This is a genomic window from Paenibacillus sp. S25 (genome assembly GCF_019454085.1).
Taxonomy (GTDB): Bacteria; Bacillota; Bacilli; order Paenibacillales; family Paenibacillaceae; genus Paenibacillus; species Paenibacillus polymyxa_B.
In genome coordinates, this window is the sequence record NZ_CP073683.1 from 4,599,535 (window position 1) to 4,615,789 (window position 16,255).

Sequence of the window (16,255 nt, forward strand, 5' to 3'; positions counted from 1 at the left end):
CCGCTGATTCGACTCCTGGAGAGGTTAAAGGCACGAAAAAATACAACCATCTTGTGCAGGTTTCTGCCTCTAATAGCTTATAAAAAAGCCTAGGGCATTCCCTGTCACAGGTTATTCGCGTCTCTGTCCTTTTGCCTGAGAGTTTAAGCAGATATTCTCTGCGGTGCACCTTCGGCGCCCAATTAAGGGTCTCTCCAGAGTTCTGTCCGTTTACGGTCCCCGCTTGTTGCTGTAATCAGCCTAAGCACCTGAGAGTTTTGCCCCTTCGGTCGGAACTTTCGTTCCATCTCCCGCAAACATCAACCAGACATATGAAATTTTTATTTATTATACAGAAAACTTTCAGCTTATTACAAGTGAAAAGTTTGTGAAGCCCGCTGAAATATTATTATTGTGTCTATCAAAAAAGCGGGTACAGCAGATTGCATCCTTAGGATGTCCTCTGCTATACCCGCCCGAGACGATATAGTATTACAATTCTTCACCATTGGTTGCTATCACATTTTTATACCAGTTAAATGAGTCCTTTTTGGAGCGTTTGAGCGTTCCGTTACCGTCATCATCCAGATCAACGTAAATAAATCCGTAGCGCTTGGACATTTCGGAAGTAGACATGCTCACAAGGTCGATAGGACCCCAGCTGGTGTAGCCAAGCAGATCAACACCGTCGGCAATCGCTTCCTTCATTTGAACAATATGCTGACGCAAGTAATCAATACGATATGTGTCATGCACAGAACCGTCTTCTTCTACCTTATCATAAGCACCTAGGCCATTTTCCACGATGAACAGCGGCTTTTGGTAGCGGTCATATAACGTGTTCAGTGTAACACGCAGACCGATCGGATCAATTTGCCATCCCCAGTCAGAGGACTGTAAATATGGATTTTTCACGCCACCAATCAGGTTTCCTGCTGCTTTCTCACCTTCTGGACCTGCAGAAACGGTCAAGGTCATGTAGTAGCTGAATGAGATATAATCGACCGTGTTATTTTTTAAAATTTCGGCATCGCCTGGTTCTGTGTGTATAACAACATTATTTTCTTCAAAATAACGATTCATGTAGTTGGAATATTCCCCACGGGCATGCACATCCGTAAAGAACAGGTTCATCTGATTTTCATGCTGGGCTTTCAGTATATCCTCTGGGTTACACGTATGTGGATAGCTTTCCAAACGAGCCAACATACAGCCGATCTGAGCGCCCGGGATGATCTCATGTCCCCGTTTGGTCGCCAGTGCACTAGCTACAAATTGATGATGCAGTGCTTGATATATCGCTTGTTGTTTGTTTTCTACACGGTCAATGACCACCCCGCCACCGGTAAACGGACTCATGGTCATTACGTTGATTTCATTAAAGGTCAGCCAGTATTTTACTTTATCCTTATAACGCGTGAACACAGTTTCGGCATAATTTACGTAGTGCTGTATAACTTCACGACCCAGCCAGCCATTATACTTCTGAGTCAAACCCAGCGGTGTCTCATAATGTGACAATGTTACCAGCGGTTCAATACCATATTTGCGCAGCTCATCAAATACATTGTCGTAGAATTGCAATCCTGCTTCATTCGGCTCGGCATCATAGCCATTCGGGAAAATCCGCGACCAGTGGATGGACATACGAAATACCTTAAAGCCCATTTCCGCGAACAATGCAATATCTTCTTTGTAGTGGTGGAAGAAGTCCACACCTTCACGCTTTGGAAAACGGGCATTGACTTTGCCTGCCAAAATGTCTTCGAGTCGCTCGGACGAAATCTCCATAGCATGATCGTTCTTGCGCTCTGCTTTGGGTACATAGGCAACCATGTCTGCACTGGACAATCCTTTTCCATCTACGTCAAAAGCGCCTTCCAGTTGGTTAGCTGCGGTTGCACCACCCCACAAGAAGTTTTTTGGAAATCCTTTTAGCGTCTTCGTCATGGTATAAAAACCTCTTTCCGTATTTAAGATTTTTACTTTGGTCCAGTAATCCCATCAAGTGCTTCAAATGTGAATCAATACCTAATTCTCCTAAATAGATCAATTACCATAATACCCCTTTTGTGTAGGGAGTGGCTTTTAGACAAATTCGCTGCTGCCAGACGGTAACCGTTCTCCTTTGAAAAGCATTGACAGATGCTTTAAAATAGACGTAATGCCTTCATAAGCATCCTAATCGTTGTAACGCGTTTCATGTCAAGTATTTTTTTCTTATGTGAGGAGAAGCACCATGTCGAATCTTGATCAAATTGCAAAACTGGCGGGCTTTTCCAAAGCTACGGTATCCAGAGTATTAAATCAGTCCCCCCATGTCAGTCACGAAACACGAACTAAGATTTTGAAAATCATGCAGGAATTAGATTATGTTCCTAATCGGAATGCCATTTCTCTATCCAAGGGTCAGACGCTTCAGATCGGTATCATTACTTCAACTATTAATGAAATTGTTCTCGCTTTTCTGGACAGCTTTGTGGAAGTAGCCGGCCAGTATGGATTCCAAACCATTATTTATACTTCGGGAGAAGACAAAAAGAAAGAGCTTCAAGCCTTTGAGGATTTAAAAAGAAAAAGAGTCGATGCGCTGGTCATCATTTCCTGCGTGAATGACACTGATTTTTTGAGTACCTATTGCAAATATGGCCCGATCGTTTCGTGGCAACGAATGGAGCATACCGATATTCGCTCCGTCGCTATGGACCAGTATGAAGGATATATGTTAGCGCTCAAACATTTGATACAAAAAGGCTATACTCGTATAGCCAATGCTTTTGGTCGTCCGAGCAGCATCAATACCCATAGCAGACAACGAGCCTACGAACAAATCATGAGTGAGCACAATCTGCCAGTGTCGCAACACTGGAATCACTCTTCTATTTATAATATCCGTGATGGCGAACAGGTCGTACGGGATTTGTTACAGCGTCGGGAAGCATTCCCAGAGGCTATTTTATGTGCTAACGATTATGTAGCAGTGGGTATTCTCTGCGAAGCACGCAGACAACGGCTTAACGTACCGGAAGATCTGGCGATTGTCGGATTCGATAACACGGAGCTGGCGCATACGCTGGGGATTACGACGATTCAAAATCCCATCATGGCTCAAGCCCAAAATGCTTTTTTCATGCTTTCCCCTCAGCTGATTGGACGCCAAATGGAGCTTCATTCGCTAGAGTATAGCCTCATTGAACGTACGACCACGTAAGGTAACGATTTACTTGCAAATTAGGCAAAAGGGCCTTGATATGAAATATTTTTTGTCGAATCAGAATAAAATATGTTGAAATCGCTTTTTTTTGTGCTACAATAGCACTATATCGAAGGATTGTGACCGGTGATGCGGGCAATGCCTGAGTTCAATTGAGTGCTATTGCTAACAATAGTGTTGAATTGTGCTTAGGCATTTTTTATTGGTAAAGGATGGGAGGGGGAACTTCAATGATTATTGAGAAGGTGCTCAATAACAACGTCCTATTGACTAAAAACGATAAAGGCAAAGAGGTCATCGTGATGGGAAGAGGTATTTCCTTCAAAAAGGTGGCTGGCGATCAAGTCGATGATGATAAAATAGATAAGATTTTCATGTTAAATGAAAACGAGTTCACAGCTAAACTAACTGAGCTGCTGAACGATATTCCAGTGTCTCATCTGGAGGTCGTGAATGAAATCGTAACCCATGCAACGGAAGTGCTGGATACGGAGTTAAGCGATAATATTTATTTAACGTTGACCGATCATATTCATTTTGCCATACAACGGCAAGAAAAAGGACTGGCACTCCAAAACGCGATGCTGTATGAAATTAAACGCTTTTACAAAAAAGAATTTGCAGTTGGACTGGATGCTCTCCAAAAAATTGAAAATACGCTCGGAGTAAAATTGGGCGAAGATGAAGCGGGATTTATTGCATTGCATATGGTGAATGCACGGATCGACGGTAACGAAATGAAATCTACACTGAAAATGACCGAGATTGTCCAACATATATTGAACATTATTACGTATCATTACGGAATTGTGCTGGATGAGTCTTCTTTTAGCTATTCGAGATTTTTGACACATTTGCAATATTTTGCGATGCGAGTGATTCGCAAAGAAGTCATTCACAGTGGTGAAGAATTTTTGTACAACCAGGTGAAGCAGACGTATGGCGAAGCTTTTGCGTGTGCCCAAAAGATCAATGAGTATCTGGAAAAAACATACGATCAATATTTAAGCAAGGATGAATACGTATATCTAACTATCCATATTCATCGGGTAACTGAGCGTAATAACATATAACACTAACAACTTCATATCCTCATCGTTCATGGATTGTGACTGGTAAGGCAGGCAAAACCTAAACTGATGGTGAAATCGACGTTCTTCTATAGGAGAGTACGTAGTTTTCACCACGAGTTTAGGTTTTTCTTGTTTACAAGTTTAAAAAGGTGCACGCCGGCGCATCTTAGCAACAGATGTAAACAGTAAATCCTATCAGTAGCAAGAATAACCCATAAGGAGTTCTGAATATGAGTGATAAAGAACTATCTAAAAAAATAGTGACCCTCGTTGGTGGCGAAGAGAATGTCAATTCGGTATTCCATTGCGCTACACGTTTGAGATTTAAATTAAATGATCGTACAAAAGCAGACAAAGCCGCACTGGAAGCAACCCCTGGTGTCATTACAGTAGTGGAAAGCAGCGGCCAGTTTCAAGTGGTCATCGGTAATAATGTAGGTCAAGTGTTTGAGCATATGATGGCAGAAACGAATTTGCAGGATGCAGATAATCCTAATGCCAAAAAGGAAGAATCTTCTGAAAAAACGAATTTTCTTGGCAAAGCGGTCGATATCATTTCCAGCATTTTTTCTCCCATTCTCGGTGCTCTTGCCGGGGCAGGTTTGCTTAAAGGGCTACTGGCGTTAATTTTATCTTTTCAATGGATTAATGATAAAAGCGGTACGTACCTGATCCTAAGTGCAGCTTCCGACAGTGTTTTCTATTTTCTACCTGTGTTTTTGGCTATTACATCGTCCCGTAAATTTAAGACAAACACCTTTGTATCGGTGGCAATCGCCGGAGCTCTGGTCTATCCAGCAGTTATAGCGGCGGTAAGCAACCCAGAAAGATTGGCATTTCTAGGTATTCCGATCATTCTGATTAATTACAGTTCCAGTGTCATTCCAATTATTCTCGCGGTCTGGGTTCAGTCCTATGTGGAGCGCTGGTTCAATTCCTTTATCCATCAATCGGTTAAAAACATTATCGTGCCGATGCTTTCGCTCCTGGTCGTTATTCCGTTAACATTTCTGGCCTTTGGTCCAGTAGGTAACCTGATCAGTCAGGGCTTGGCAAACGGTTTTACATGGGTATACAATTTAAGCCCACTAATTGCCGGGGCTGTTGCCGGGGCATTCTGGCAAGTGTTTGTTATTTTCGGTGTACACTGGGGCTTCGTTCCGGTCATGCTGTCGAATATTGCAACATTGGGCTATGACACGATGCTTCCGATGCTTACAGCAGCCGTACTTTCTCAGGCTGGTGCAACATTGGGGGTATTCCTGAAATCCCGGAACACTCAGATGAAGGCTTTGGCAGGTTCCTCTACGCTGGCCGCTATTTTCGGGATTACAGAACCAACAATTTATGGCATAACTTTGAAATTGAAAAAGCCGTTCATTTATGCTTGTATTTCCGGGGCAATCGGCGGGGCGATTATCGCTTCTGGCGGAGCGCACGCACAATCCTTTGCATTACCGGGTCTACTGGCGTTGCCGACTTATTTCGGACCTGGATTCTTGTGGGTAGTCATCGGTTTGCTCGTTGCCTTTGTACTTGCAGTTGTATTGGTTATGATTTTGGGCTTTGATGATCCAAAAGAAGAAATTGCAAAAACAGAAGCTGCACCCATAAAGAAAGAAGTGGCAATCGAGAAAGAAATTCTCGTAAGCCCACTGCAAGGTAAAGTATTGCCTTTGGAACAATCTTCTGATGTTGCTTTTGCTTCAGGTGCTATGGGGAAAGGAATCCTGATTGATCCTACAGAGGGTGTGCTGACATCCCCTGTCAATGGAACGATTACGACAGTATTCCCGACCGGACATGCAATCGGTATTACTTCCAATGACGGAGCAGAAATTCTGATTCACGTGGGTGTTAATACAGTGAAGCTGAAAGGACAATTCTTTGACAAGCGCGTCAAGGAAGGCGATATAGTTAAGCAAGGACAACTGTTGCTTGAATTTGATATCGAGCAAATTAAGGCGGCAGGCTATACTACGTCTACGCCGATTATCGTAACAAATTCCGCTCAATACCTGGATGTGTTGAACACAATGGAAACTGAAGTGAAGCGTGAGGATTACTTGTTGACTGTTGTGGTCTAACGTTTAACTTTCAGATTAGAGCATTTTGCATAAATCCCAGGAGCGTTTTCAAATCAGCAGTATATAGATCGAAACGCTTTAGTTCGTCTATATACTGTACTTACAAGCGTTGGGGATCGAATTATGCAAAATGCTGATTAAAGAAGCTTTCCCCATGGAAAGCTTCTTTTTTTATACATAATGAGACAAGTGTTACAGCGAAAAATGGAAATATCATTTATTGTAAGTGTAAGAATGTAAAAAAAGGAGGATTTCTGTGAAAAAAGGATATATCGCCGGGTTAAGTGTCATTGTGTTGCTTGTCATTGGTATCGCTATTTCAGCTGTCGTTAAATTTCAAGACCTAGAGCAGGTTGTTCAACAAAAAGACAAAGAAATCCAAGCGAGCAAAAGCAATTACCCAGAAATATATGACCACTTGAATGCGGTTACATTTGATGGTTTTAAGAGTTTGATTCAACAGGATCAAAGTGTATTTGTCTATGTCGGCAGACCGAGTTGTGGCGACTGCAATCGGTTTGAGCCTAACTTTAACAAGATGATCGAACAGTATAATCTAGGCTCTAAAATTACTTTTCTGAACGTTCACAAAATCCATAAGGACAAGCCCCAATGGAATAAATTCAAAGAGGATTACAACGTTAAATACACCCCCACCATTGCAGAATTCAGAAACGGCAAGCTGGTTGATAAAATAGAATGGACGCCTAAAAGAGACCTCAGTACGGACGCTGTAAAAGAGTGGCTGACTTCTAAGAAAATTATTTTATAAGTCTCTTTTCTATTCATTTCATTACAAACACAAAGAAATGTTTATGCAAAAAAGGTATTCATTCGTGTAGCGCATGAATACCTTTTTTAGGAATGTACAGGTCATCTAAGCTCTAATAAAAAATAGTTCCTACTACTCTTCACTGCCTTCTGATAAACCTCGTTTGTATCTATTAGTCCCTATATTGTAGACACTTCATAGAGTATGGTGGTCAATCGAATCAGGAAATTCATATCGGATAATATCCGTTTCGGATACGATATGTCCGATTTGTGACTCAATGAATTCTAAATCTCCCTCTACTGCCCCTATAAAATGCTTTGTACCGGGTTCTATCACGATGACTTCACCGGGGCTGACTGTCTGTGTCACGCCATTGATAGAGACACTTCCCGTTCCAGAAACTATGGTCCAAACTTCTTTACGAAACTGATGCTCATGATAGCTGATAAATCTCCCGTTTGAAATGACCACGCGTTTGGTCACTGTCTGCAATCCACTTGCCGCCTGTTGATGGGATAATACGGTTTGCTTTCCCCAGAAGCGCTCCTCAAAACGCGGGCCGATTTCAATTTCTGCCACCATATCCTTAATTCCTGTTGACGACTGCCGATCCGTAACCAGCACGCCATCTGGACCAGCAACGACAATAATGTCTGGAACATTCCAGATGCTAACCGGAATCTCCAGTTCATTGATGATATGCGAGTCATGTGAAGCTTCTGAAATATACCCGGGGCCACTCAGCTTCGAGCTTACTTCTCGTACCAACGAATCCCATGTGCCCAAGTCTCTCCACTCTCCATGATATGGAAGCACGGAGAGCTTATGAGTATGCTCTACTACCGCAATATCGAAGCTAGTTTTAGGTAAGTCTGCGTAATTTGTCGAAAGAGATTCATAGTCGGCTGGTAAACCCATTTGCCCCAGAATATCCAACAAAAAGCCCAGTCTAAAAGCAAACACCCCGCAATTCCATAAGGCCCCTTCACGGATCAACGCTTCTGAACGGATCAGATCCGGCTTTTCAACAAATGAACTAACCCTGTAATATGGCTGGTCAAGTGAAGGAGAGGCTGAAGGCACAATATATCCGTATTTATCTGAGGGCTCCGTTGGGACAGCCCCCATTAATGCGATATGGCTTCCTGATTGCTCTAATATTGAAGGAAGCCTGCGCAGATGCTCAAAAAATTCATCCCCCGCATACCCGTCCACAGGCATGACCCCTACGATCTCGTCGAGTGATGCGCCTGCAACGTCATGCAAGTAGGCCGTAGCCAGGGAAATAGCCGGGAAGGTATCCCGCTGAGTCGGCTCCTCAATGACTACTGCATCTCCGCCAATTTGTCCCCGGATCAGCTCAGCCTGAGTTCCACTCGTTGAAAAATAGGCCTCATCTGCTAAATTCGCCTCATCCAATTGCCTCCATATTCGTTGCAGCATACTTTCCGGCCGTTCATCATGACGTAGAATAGAAAGAAATTGCTTGGGGCGGTTCACATTGGATAATGGCCAAAGACGTTTACCCGAACCTCCGGATAATAAGATCATTCGCAAAGACGCAACCTTCTTCCTCTAAATTCATATTTTTCTTACTATATAGGACTATTTGTTTTTCGTGTTTTTGCCGAATACATAAGTATGTATTATCGTAGAAAATACATACTTATGCAATGTAATTGTATCTTTGTCTGTACAGGAGATGTCAGTCATGCCCATAAAAATACTCGTCATTGAAGATCAAAAAAGTTTGGCAGATATGATTGCTCTTCATCTTCAGGAGGAAGGCTATCATACCGAGCTTATTTATGACTCTAAACTTGCAATTCCTACACTTATGCGTTTTAAGCCGGATATTATTGTGACCGCTCTAATGTTTTCCGGTAAAGTCGAATGTGCGCTGATCAGCCAAATCCGTCAATTTACCACGGTCCCTATGCTGGTCATCTCTAATAACACCCTGCTGAATATAAGAATAAAGGCTCTGGACGACGGAGCAGATGACTTCTTATGCAAACCATTCAGTCTGATAGAGTTAAATGCCCGCATCAAAGCCCTGCTGCGCCGCTGCGGTCGCAACATGCCCACTGAATCACAAACGGTAACTCAAAAGATTAAAAAGTTAAGGGTTTGGGTGAATGATTACCGTCACTGCCTGTTAGTCGATGACCAAGAAATAGAAGTTACTCAAATCGAATTTTCTATTATAAAAGAGATGTCCTGCAATCCAGGTAAAGTCTTTACCCGCAGTGAGCTGATGGATCGGATCAAAGGCGGGGATGGCGCTTATCTGGATCGTACTATCGACGTACATATTTCCAGCCTCCGCAAAAAAATAGAACGTGACCCTAAAAATCCTCAGCATATCCGTACCGTCTGGGGCAGAGGCTACAAATATGAGATGTAGCCGTATCATGGCTACCCATCTCTCCACTGAGCAGCTTGCTTTTTATGGAAGATTTCGCTTCTTCCATCGCCGATAAGGAAGAAAACAAGCTGCTCCACCCAGTACCCCTATGAGGAACAGTACCCAGCCGAAACGGTAGGCGGAAGCCAGAATAACGACGACTTTCCCGTTCCCGTTACCATTGGTAATGAATCCGGTAGTCACTCCATTGACGGACAGACGGGCTCGCTGATTTTCGCTACCCAGCCTGAACTCCCACAGTGGATTCGGTGATTCGGTCTCCCGGATCAGCACCTGCTCATGCGTTGGATTATATAGCGTAAAACTGCGTTCCATGGAATTTTCACGAGTAGCCTGAATGCTTTCCGAAGCATGTGGAGCCATAAAAAAGGTATCCATATCTGTTCCCTCAAACAACGTAAATTGATCCACAGTGATCATCGCTTGATAAGGGATGATGGAATATTGCTTCATTTGAAATAAGCCTGACTGCTTCTTGTGCGCATGCGCCAAAATCTGAAACTGCATCAAGTCAGTTCCTGCCGGAGCCTTCACAATTTGATCATAATGATTCCATTGTTCCTTATCTCTCTCCTCCACCTCATCAATATAGGAGGTTTGGAGAACCTGGGACGCTTTATTCAAAAAAATGACCTTCATATGCCGACTTCCAATTTGTTCTGATCGCGCATCCAACTGCACGGCATACTCTTGCAGCGGCTCTGCCTTCATTTTCTTGGACGCATAAATATTCCAGTCACAGGAATAGCTAGGTGCGTAACGGATAGAGAGTCCTTCGTCCATGATTGATAGGTTCGTCTGGCCAGGTCGTATATCCGCTACACATCCGACATCCGTGCCTAATGACTCCTTCGTGTTCTCTTCAGGCATTACCTTCACTTCTTGCGCAGCCATTCGATGAATATCTCCAAAGCTACTCAATGACGGTACTTGACTGTCCAGCACAAGGGTTAAGTGATACTTTCCCTTGGTAAGGAACAAATTTTTGAATTCTACTCGGCCATAGTCATTCAGCAGACCGGGAATTTGTATGATTTTCTTGGCAAAACCATCCTGATCTGGAACCGTTTCAATAACCTGCTTTTCGGATAAAGAGGTCGCGGGTAGCCGCTTATACGACTCCTCCGTACGAATCGTTCTGGTCAGCACCTTTCCCGTCTCTTCATTCACCCACTTCATCGTTAATGACCCATGGTATCCTGCAGGTAGATTAGCTAAAATAGCTGTGGCATAGGTTCCTGTTTTGGCGACTTCCACATCCCTGCTTAACGTCCCCTTCTGATAGCTGATTCCCCGCCCCATACTAAGTCTTGGTAAAGCACGTTCCGTCTGCACATTCCCTTGGGCGTTAAAATCGTTCTCTGCCTCCAAGGTGAAAAAGAGCTTGCCCCGTTTCAATGCCTGCTCCACGGGAAAAGATAGCTGATCTAGCTGGTCTGTAGGCACAATCGCAAATTGATTGACCGCATTAAAGCCTTGCAGGTTATTAACCGTGACCGGGGTATCTCCTTTGGGAAAAGCATGCACTCCCAGATCGACCCATTGGAATTGGTTCAAGCCATCATCCTGAGTTTTGATATTAACCACTTTGTCGGGCAGTGTGACTTGCAATTTCCCGCCCGCCTTATTCATAAACACTCTAGCAAATACATGCGAGGTTTGAGGTTGATCCAGTTTTTTGTGCATCGTAAACGTGTTAGGCTTGCTATATTGCCCCAAATCACGTAGCTGGATGTCATGAATCCACCAGTAATTTTTTTGCTGTGGACGCTGTAGGGTTAACAAATCCATTCGCATCCAATAGCTGCCTGGCGGCGAAACGTATTCCCCGTAAAATTTCACACTGTCAAAATTATATCCCTCCGAAGGCGCCACGACATAGCTAACCCCCAGTTCACGCATTTGCTTATCGTAAAATCTCATTTTCACATGCATTTTGTTTGTCCCGCGACCGGAAACAGTAATTTGGAACTGATACGGATTATTTTCCTTGGCTTCCAGCAAACCCGATCTAGCGACCTGCCATATATTACTCGGGTCTCCCTTCATAATTTCGCCGTGCAGAGTTGGCACATCATTCAATTCCTCACGGGGATTAGCCTGCACACTGAACAACTGCGGATTATCCGGCTTGAAGAAGGTTTCGGTCCGCAACATGGAATCAAAGTCCACGACCGTCTTCCCATCGATGCTGCTCATCTGATATGGGGCCACATCCAACTTCTTACTGGCAAAGGTGACCGCAATCCCTGCATCCATTTCCATATCGAACGGAAAGTTCCGTATATTTTGGGAGGATAAATACCATAACCAATCGTTAGTCGAGGCAAAGGTTTTGGACCATTTTAAAAAAGCATTACCATCCTCAATGGCATCAAAAGGCCGTAAGTAATCCTCTGCTGGAAGCTGTGACAACAACAGGTCATTAAAGGACGCCGCTTCCACGTAATCCCCTTTGTTAATCGTCTGGATGGTTTTTAGCTCAGGCTTTAACGCACTGAACAGCACTCCAAAGCGGCTAAAATCAAAACCAGGCAGATGACTGTAGCTCTCCAGTCGGCTAAAACCGTAAGGTGTTACAATTTTACTCGCAAGGATGTTCATATAGGGCGGTGTCTGATCTAGATTGAATATGGAAAATAGCCCGTTCTGGTACGTACGTTTCAGCCCAGTCTGACCTTCCAGCTGAGACAGGTGGAAATCCTGCCGCTTCTCCTGCCCCTCATATTCATCATGGTAGACCAACTGATTGACCCCAAAGGTAGAGAATAGCCAGCCTAATCGAGAGCTTAATCCATTGTCCATGACATACTGCAGAAAATTCATATAGTATGTAATGCCGGGATCATTCCCCTCATGATGAAAGATCGTATTTTTAGGAGAAGAGTATACCTGAAAATCTCCAGTTGCCTTTTCGTTTGCGGTCTTCCCTTTATTCCATTTGGGCGTGGCTACTCCGTTATAGCTCTGAATCATATTGTCAGCAATCGGAAAGTATAATGCCTTGCTATCGAAACGATCCGGGTCAGTCAGCTTTTCAGCCATTTGACTATAAGCCTCCGGCACTTGTACCGGCTTGTAGTACCCCTCAATGAACTGAGTACGCAAGGGAGCAAAATATACCCCGAGGCACAAGACAACGATAACTACTGCCAGCTTTTTATATACACGCTGCAACGGGGATGATCCAAACCATTCCATAAATTGAATAACACCAAAGGTCAACAACACCCCGAAATTAAGGGCAATCAGTCCAATAAATTTGTTAGGATCACGGAAAACCGAACCAATCACAGGAGTTTTCGTAACCAAAATGACAAACCACTTGGCAATGGATGGGAACGTCGTCCCGGTAGCTGCAACCAGAAACAGCAACGTAAGTAGCGAGAAGATCAGAATAATCGGATTTTTATGTGAACGTGTCACCATCGCATACCCGATCAATAGCAACAAAAATCCCCCTCCTACATAAAACATGACAGGCAGTGAGGACAAGGAAAACATAGGCCACCAATAACTCAGTAAATAACCCACATTATATAAACTGCTGTTGCGGCTGAACAGAGACAACGTATCCACGACGTTGATATTATGCTGAGACGCTTGAGCGTCCATCAACATGCTACCGACATATAGAGACAACCAATAAAAACTGAGCAGACCGAAAAACACGCCAAAAATGATCCCTTTACGCAAAAAATTGCCGTATAACGGCTGCAAATAGGTGCGACCGGCCTTACGGTGGGTCCAGGTCAACTTGATTAATAGCAACATGGTGAACAATCCCAAATAAATCATGCCGAAGAAAAAATAATGAATTGCCGCAGCACTAACGGTGAATACCGCAGCCAACAGGAACAGGTCGATCCAGTTTCGCTGATACAACTTGTGGGGATGATAGTTTTTAATTTGTTGAATTTGAAACTTGGGGTCCACCGCACTGAAAAAGAATCGCAGCATTAACGGAAACAAACTATACCCACAGAGCAAATAAATATGCTGAATGCGGAAAATAACCCACGGATTCAGCGCATAAAACAACGAGCCGACCATGATGGCAAAAATACGGGTCTTCGTAAAGCTTGGTGAATAATACACGCTAACCAGACGCTTGGCAAAGGCATACATCGAAAATGCCGAAACAAATAACAAGCCTGTAATAAACGACTTGAGCAAGACCGGGCCGCTTTCGTCAAATAAGAGTGACAGTCCATAGAAGGGCAAGATGTACAGGATACGTGGAGCATTGAACAAGGTCGAGGTAGACCATCGCTCGTTCCATACTCCGGTTATTTCCTCCAGATACCGATGAGAGGTGGCTCCAAAAGCAATGTCGCTAAACACAATTTGCCCTGGTCCATAGATGGGTGCAAGATATGCAACGATCGCAATCAGCATCAACATCATTGCCGCCATATCGTAGCGGTAGCGAAATATCCATTTTTTCATGCTTGTCCCCCTCTCTTGAACTTCTCGAATATCTGTCGGTTATCTTGGGCCTATCTCCTCAAACGAACGATTGCCTGCAAGCCCTGATCGGTATTACGCAGCTTTAAACGACCGCCTATGGTCTTCAGGTATGCATCCATATGATACAGGCTGAACGCATGCTCCTGCGAGTTTTGGGAATAGTCTGGCTGGAAATAGCTCCAACGCATTTTATCATCAATCCCGCCGCCCGTGTCTTCAATGTTAATAATAATTTCTCCTTCTTCCAGCCGTGAACTAACCTTAAGCACTTGAGATTGTCGCTTGGATCGCAGACCTGTTCGGCCCTTTTCCTGATTCTCAGGCTGCTCTCCACCTTGGCCCATGGCCTGAACTGCATTTTCCAACAACCCCTGAATCGTTTTGTACAGCATGGGTGCTTGTGCTGCAATCGATGGAACAGGCTCTTGCCGCAAGATCACTTGAATGTTCTTCATGTTCAATGAACGGTTTGCCCATTTCAGCGACTCAGACAATACTTCATTCATATCTGTAAAGCTAATTCCACTATTATCATGCATCTTCTCTTCCAGCTCATCGCGCAAGCTACGGACTCCCGTCAGTAACTCTCCCAGTGAGGATTCCTGTCTGAGACGACCCTGGATGAAATTTTCATTCAACTCGCGAAAATACTCCAGTTCCTCATGAGAGGCTCCTTTTCCCTGGCTGGAAGCCGCTTCAAAGCGGTTTGCTAGATCATGATAAAATCCCAGCAACTTCAAATCATCACCGCCTGTGAGACGGCTAGTCTGCTCTTGCAGCTCTTGTAGCTGCTGCTCAATCGTCTGCATTAACGGCAAATAATATGTGTCCTGCTGCTGCCGCATATCTTCATCTCGCCGTTGGTCACGCACCTGATTGTTCACGATGGCATCCTTTACAATCCTTTTGCGGAACTTTACGAGCATGGCCCACAGAATGAACAATATCAGAACCATGACCATCCACAATTGTTTACGGAAGGAGCTGATTCGCTGTGCTGTATCCTCGCTGACATCCTTAACCGATATGTAAAGGGCCTCTTCCCCAATGCGGCTGAATCCTATTCCGTGTTTCTCACCGTCATCTGCAATGACACCTGTATTGCCCTCCAGCAGCCTACGGGTTACGCTCGTGATGTCCGTTCGGTTAATATCCGGAGTACTTCGGGAAGCTACGACCTTAAATTGACCGTTATAAAATAAAGTCTCATGCTGATTAACCGGTTTACTTTTAATAATCCCGCTGAGCATATCAGCGTCAACCGTGCGCACCATAAAACCGCCCATCTGCGCTCCTTGAATCCTGCATGCTATATACTGGGCAGGCTGATGATCCTCTGTCACAAAAGAGCTTACTGCACAACCATTTTGCAGCCATTTAATCTGCTGGACCGCACTTTTCATCTCACGATTGTCTCGTCCGACCATCACATGATACTGCTCATCCAGCACATAAAAGTCCCCGCCGCTTTCACGCTTAAACCCCTCAGGATACTGGCGTGTTCCCTGATTCAGCATATCTCTGCCCAGACTGGACGACAGCTCCTTCAGTTCAGCCTGCCATGCGGCATAACGCTCGGTTATGCTGCTGGAAAGTTCCTGTACCTCATACTGGAGCTGCTCGTTCTGAATCTCCGCCAAGTGAACACTGAATTGTCGCACAACAAACCATTGAAGCACAGCGGCCAAAAACACAGTCACACCCAGAACGATCAGGTACAGGATCAGCTTTTGCCAACTTGGTTTCAACAAAGCCCATTGCTTCATGCTTCCCTGTCCCCTCCATTCTGTTCAAGACGGCTCAAAATAGCCTGCATCAGGCATTCCAACTCGTAGCTGACCAGCGGTAGCCGTGCGCACAGCAACCGGGGAGTACGGCGCTGGAGTGCAGCAAACCTCGCAGCGGTTTCCGTTGCCCCGTCCGTCAGTAGGATCAACTCGCATGTTTTTGCGATATATAAGCGATCCAGCTCTTCCTCGCCGTATTCTCGCAGATCAACAACGTAAATATCATGACGATCGTCCATATGCTGAAGTGCGCTGGAGACAGCCAGAGTCACTCCTGTATGCCGTGCAGCATGATACTGATGAAGGAGACGCATACCTTTTTCCCAGAGGGCATGTTCAGCCGAATCAAATCGTTCACAAAAAAGACGCAACGCCCGTTCTGTATTGACATCTTTCAAAAATGCCAAAACGCTGATATTATACATGTAGTTCCTCATTTCTT

General features: G+C 44.4%; 10 protein-coding genes and 2 riboswitches. Of the genes, 5 read left to right on the top strand and 5 right to left on the bottom strand.

Annotated features, from left to right (window positions below; all coding sequences use genetic code 11):
- Positions 1-113: 113 nt before the first annotated feature.
- Positions 114-208: riboswitch (glycine riboswitch) on the bottom strand.
- Positions 209-226: 18 nt separating this feature from the next.
- A riboswitch (glycine riboswitch) is annotated at positions 227-303 on the bottom strand.
- A gap of 168 nt (positions 304-471) precedes the next feature.
- Complete coding sequence (locus tag KAI37_RS20080; protein ID WP_071642607.1) at positions 472-1,929, bottom strand: glycoside hydrolase family 1 protein; 1,458 nt, start codon at positions 1,927-1,929, stop codon at positions 472-474.
- Between the two features lie 289 nt (positions 1,930-2,218).
- On the opposite strand from KAI37_RS20080, the gene KAI37_RS20085 reads away from it, so the two are divergent.
- The 4 genes from KAI37_RS20085 to KAI37_RS20100 all read left to right on the top strand — a co-directional run bounded on the left by KAI37_RS20085 (position 2,219) and on the right by KAI37_RS20100 (position 7,125).
- Positions 2,219-3,190 carry a LacI family DNA-binding transcriptional regulator gene (locus tag KAI37_RS20085; RefSeq protein WP_071642608.1) on the top strand — a complete coding sequence of 324 codons (972 nt, stop codon included), beginning with the start codon at positions 2,219-2,221 and terminating at the stop codon, positions 3,188-3,190.
- A 233-nt stretch (positions 3,191-3,423) separates the two neighbouring features.
- A complete protein-coding gene (gene licT / locus KAI37_RS20090) occupies positions 3,424-4,266 on the top strand; it encodes a BglG family transcription antiterminator LicT (protein WP_071642609.1) in 843 nt (280 codons plus the stop codon).
- A 230-nt stretch (positions 4,267-4,496) separates the two neighbouring features.
- Positions 4,497-6,353, top strand: coding sequence for a beta-glucoside-specific PTS transporter subunit IIABC (locus KAI37_RS20095; protein ID WP_220030084.1), 1,857 nt, complete (start codon positions 4,497-4,499; stop codon positions 6,351-6,353).
- A gap of 256 nt (positions 6,354-6,609) precedes the next feature.
- Positions 6,610-7,125, top strand: a complete 516-nt coding sequence (locus KAI37_RS20100) for a thioredoxin family protein (protein ID WP_071642611.1) — start codon at positions 6,610-6,612, stop codon at positions 7,123-7,125.
- 195 nt (positions 7,126-7,320) lie between these two features.
- Here the strand turns inward: KAI37_RS20100 and KAI37_RS20105 are convergent, their stop codons facing one another.
- Positions 7,321-8,679 carry a sugar phosphate nucleotidyltransferase gene (locus tag KAI37_RS20105; protein ID WP_220030085.1) on the bottom strand — a complete coding sequence of 453 codons (1,359 nt, stop codon included), beginning with the start codon at positions 8,677-8,679 and terminating at the stop codon, positions 7,321-7,323.
- A gap of 160 nt (positions 8,680-8,839) precedes the next feature.
- Here KAI37_RS20105 and KAI37_RS20110 point away from each other — a divergent pair, with 160 nt between their 5' ends.
- Positions 8,840-9,535 (top strand): response regulator transcription factor, encoded by a 696-nt coding sequence (locus KAI37_RS20110; protein WP_071642613.1) that lies wholly within the window; start codon positions 8,840-8,842, stop codon positions 9,533-9,535.
- Positions 9,536-9,577: 42 nt separating this feature from the next.
- Here the strand turns inward: KAI37_RS20110 and KAI37_RS20115 are convergent, their stop codons facing one another.
- Genes KAI37_RS20115 through KAI37_RS20125 form a run of 3 tightly spaced genes read right to left on the bottom strand, consistent with a single transcriptional unit; the run spans position 9,578 to position 16,238 of the window.
- Positions 9,578-14,005, bottom strand: coding sequence for a glycosyltransferase family protein (locus tag KAI37_RS20115; RefSeq protein ID WP_220030086.1), 4,428 nt, complete (start codon positions 14,003-14,005; stop codon positions 9,578-9,580).
- 50 nt (positions 14,006-14,055) lie between these two features.
- Positions 14,056-15,792, bottom strand: coding sequence for an ATP-binding protein (locus tag KAI37_RS20120; protein ID WP_220030087.1), 1,737 nt, complete (start codon positions 15,790-15,792; stop codon positions 14,056-14,058).
- Positions 15,789-16,238 (bottom strand): hypothetical protein, encoded by a 450-nt coding sequence (locus KAI37_RS20125; protein ID WP_023990008.1) that lies wholly within the window; start codon positions 16,236-16,238, stop codon positions 15,789-15,791. The genes KAI37_RS20120 and KAI37_RS20125 overlap by 4 nt, the downstream gene beginning before the upstream one ends.
- Positions 16,239-16,255 lie beyond the last annotated feature (17 nt).

Bases quoted from the DNA above. Each gene is read 5' to 3' on its own strand.
- licT (WP_071642609.1), top strand. From the start codon at position 3,424: ATGATTATTGAGAAGGTGCTCAATAACAACGTCCTATTGACTAAAAAC.
- KAI37_RS20095 (WP_220030084.1), top strand. From the start codon at position 4,497: ATGAGTGATAAAGAACTATCTAAAAAAATAGTGACCCTCGTTGGTGGC.
- KAI37_RS20110 (WP_071642613.1), top strand. From the start codon at position 8,840: ATGCCCATAAAAATACTCGTCATTGAAGATCAAAAAAGTTTGGCAGAT.
- KAI37_RS20085 (WP_071642608.1), top strand. From the start codon at position 2,219: ATGTCGAATCTTGATCAAATTGCAAAACTGGCGGGCTTTTCCAAAGCT.
- KAI37_RS20105 (WP_220030085.1), bottom strand. From the start codon at position 8,679: ATGATCTTATTATCCGGAGGTTCGGGTAAACGTCTTTGGCCATTATCC.
- KAI37_RS20125 (WP_023990008.1), bottom strand. From the start codon at position 16,238: ATGTATAATATCAGCGTTTTGGCATTTTTGAAAGATGTCAATACAGAA.
- KAI37_RS20080 (WP_071642607.1), bottom strand. From the start codon at position 1,929: ATGACGAAGACGCTAAAAGGATTTCCAAAAAACTTCTTGTGGGGTGGT.
- KAI37_RS20120 (WP_220030087.1), bottom strand. From the start codon at position 15,792: ATGAAGCAATGGGCTTTGTTGAAACCAAGTTGGCAAAAGCTGATCCTG.
- KAI37_RS20115 (WP_220030086.1), bottom strand. From the start codon at position 14,005: ATGAAAAAATGGATATTTCGCTACCGCTACGATATGGCGGCAATGATG.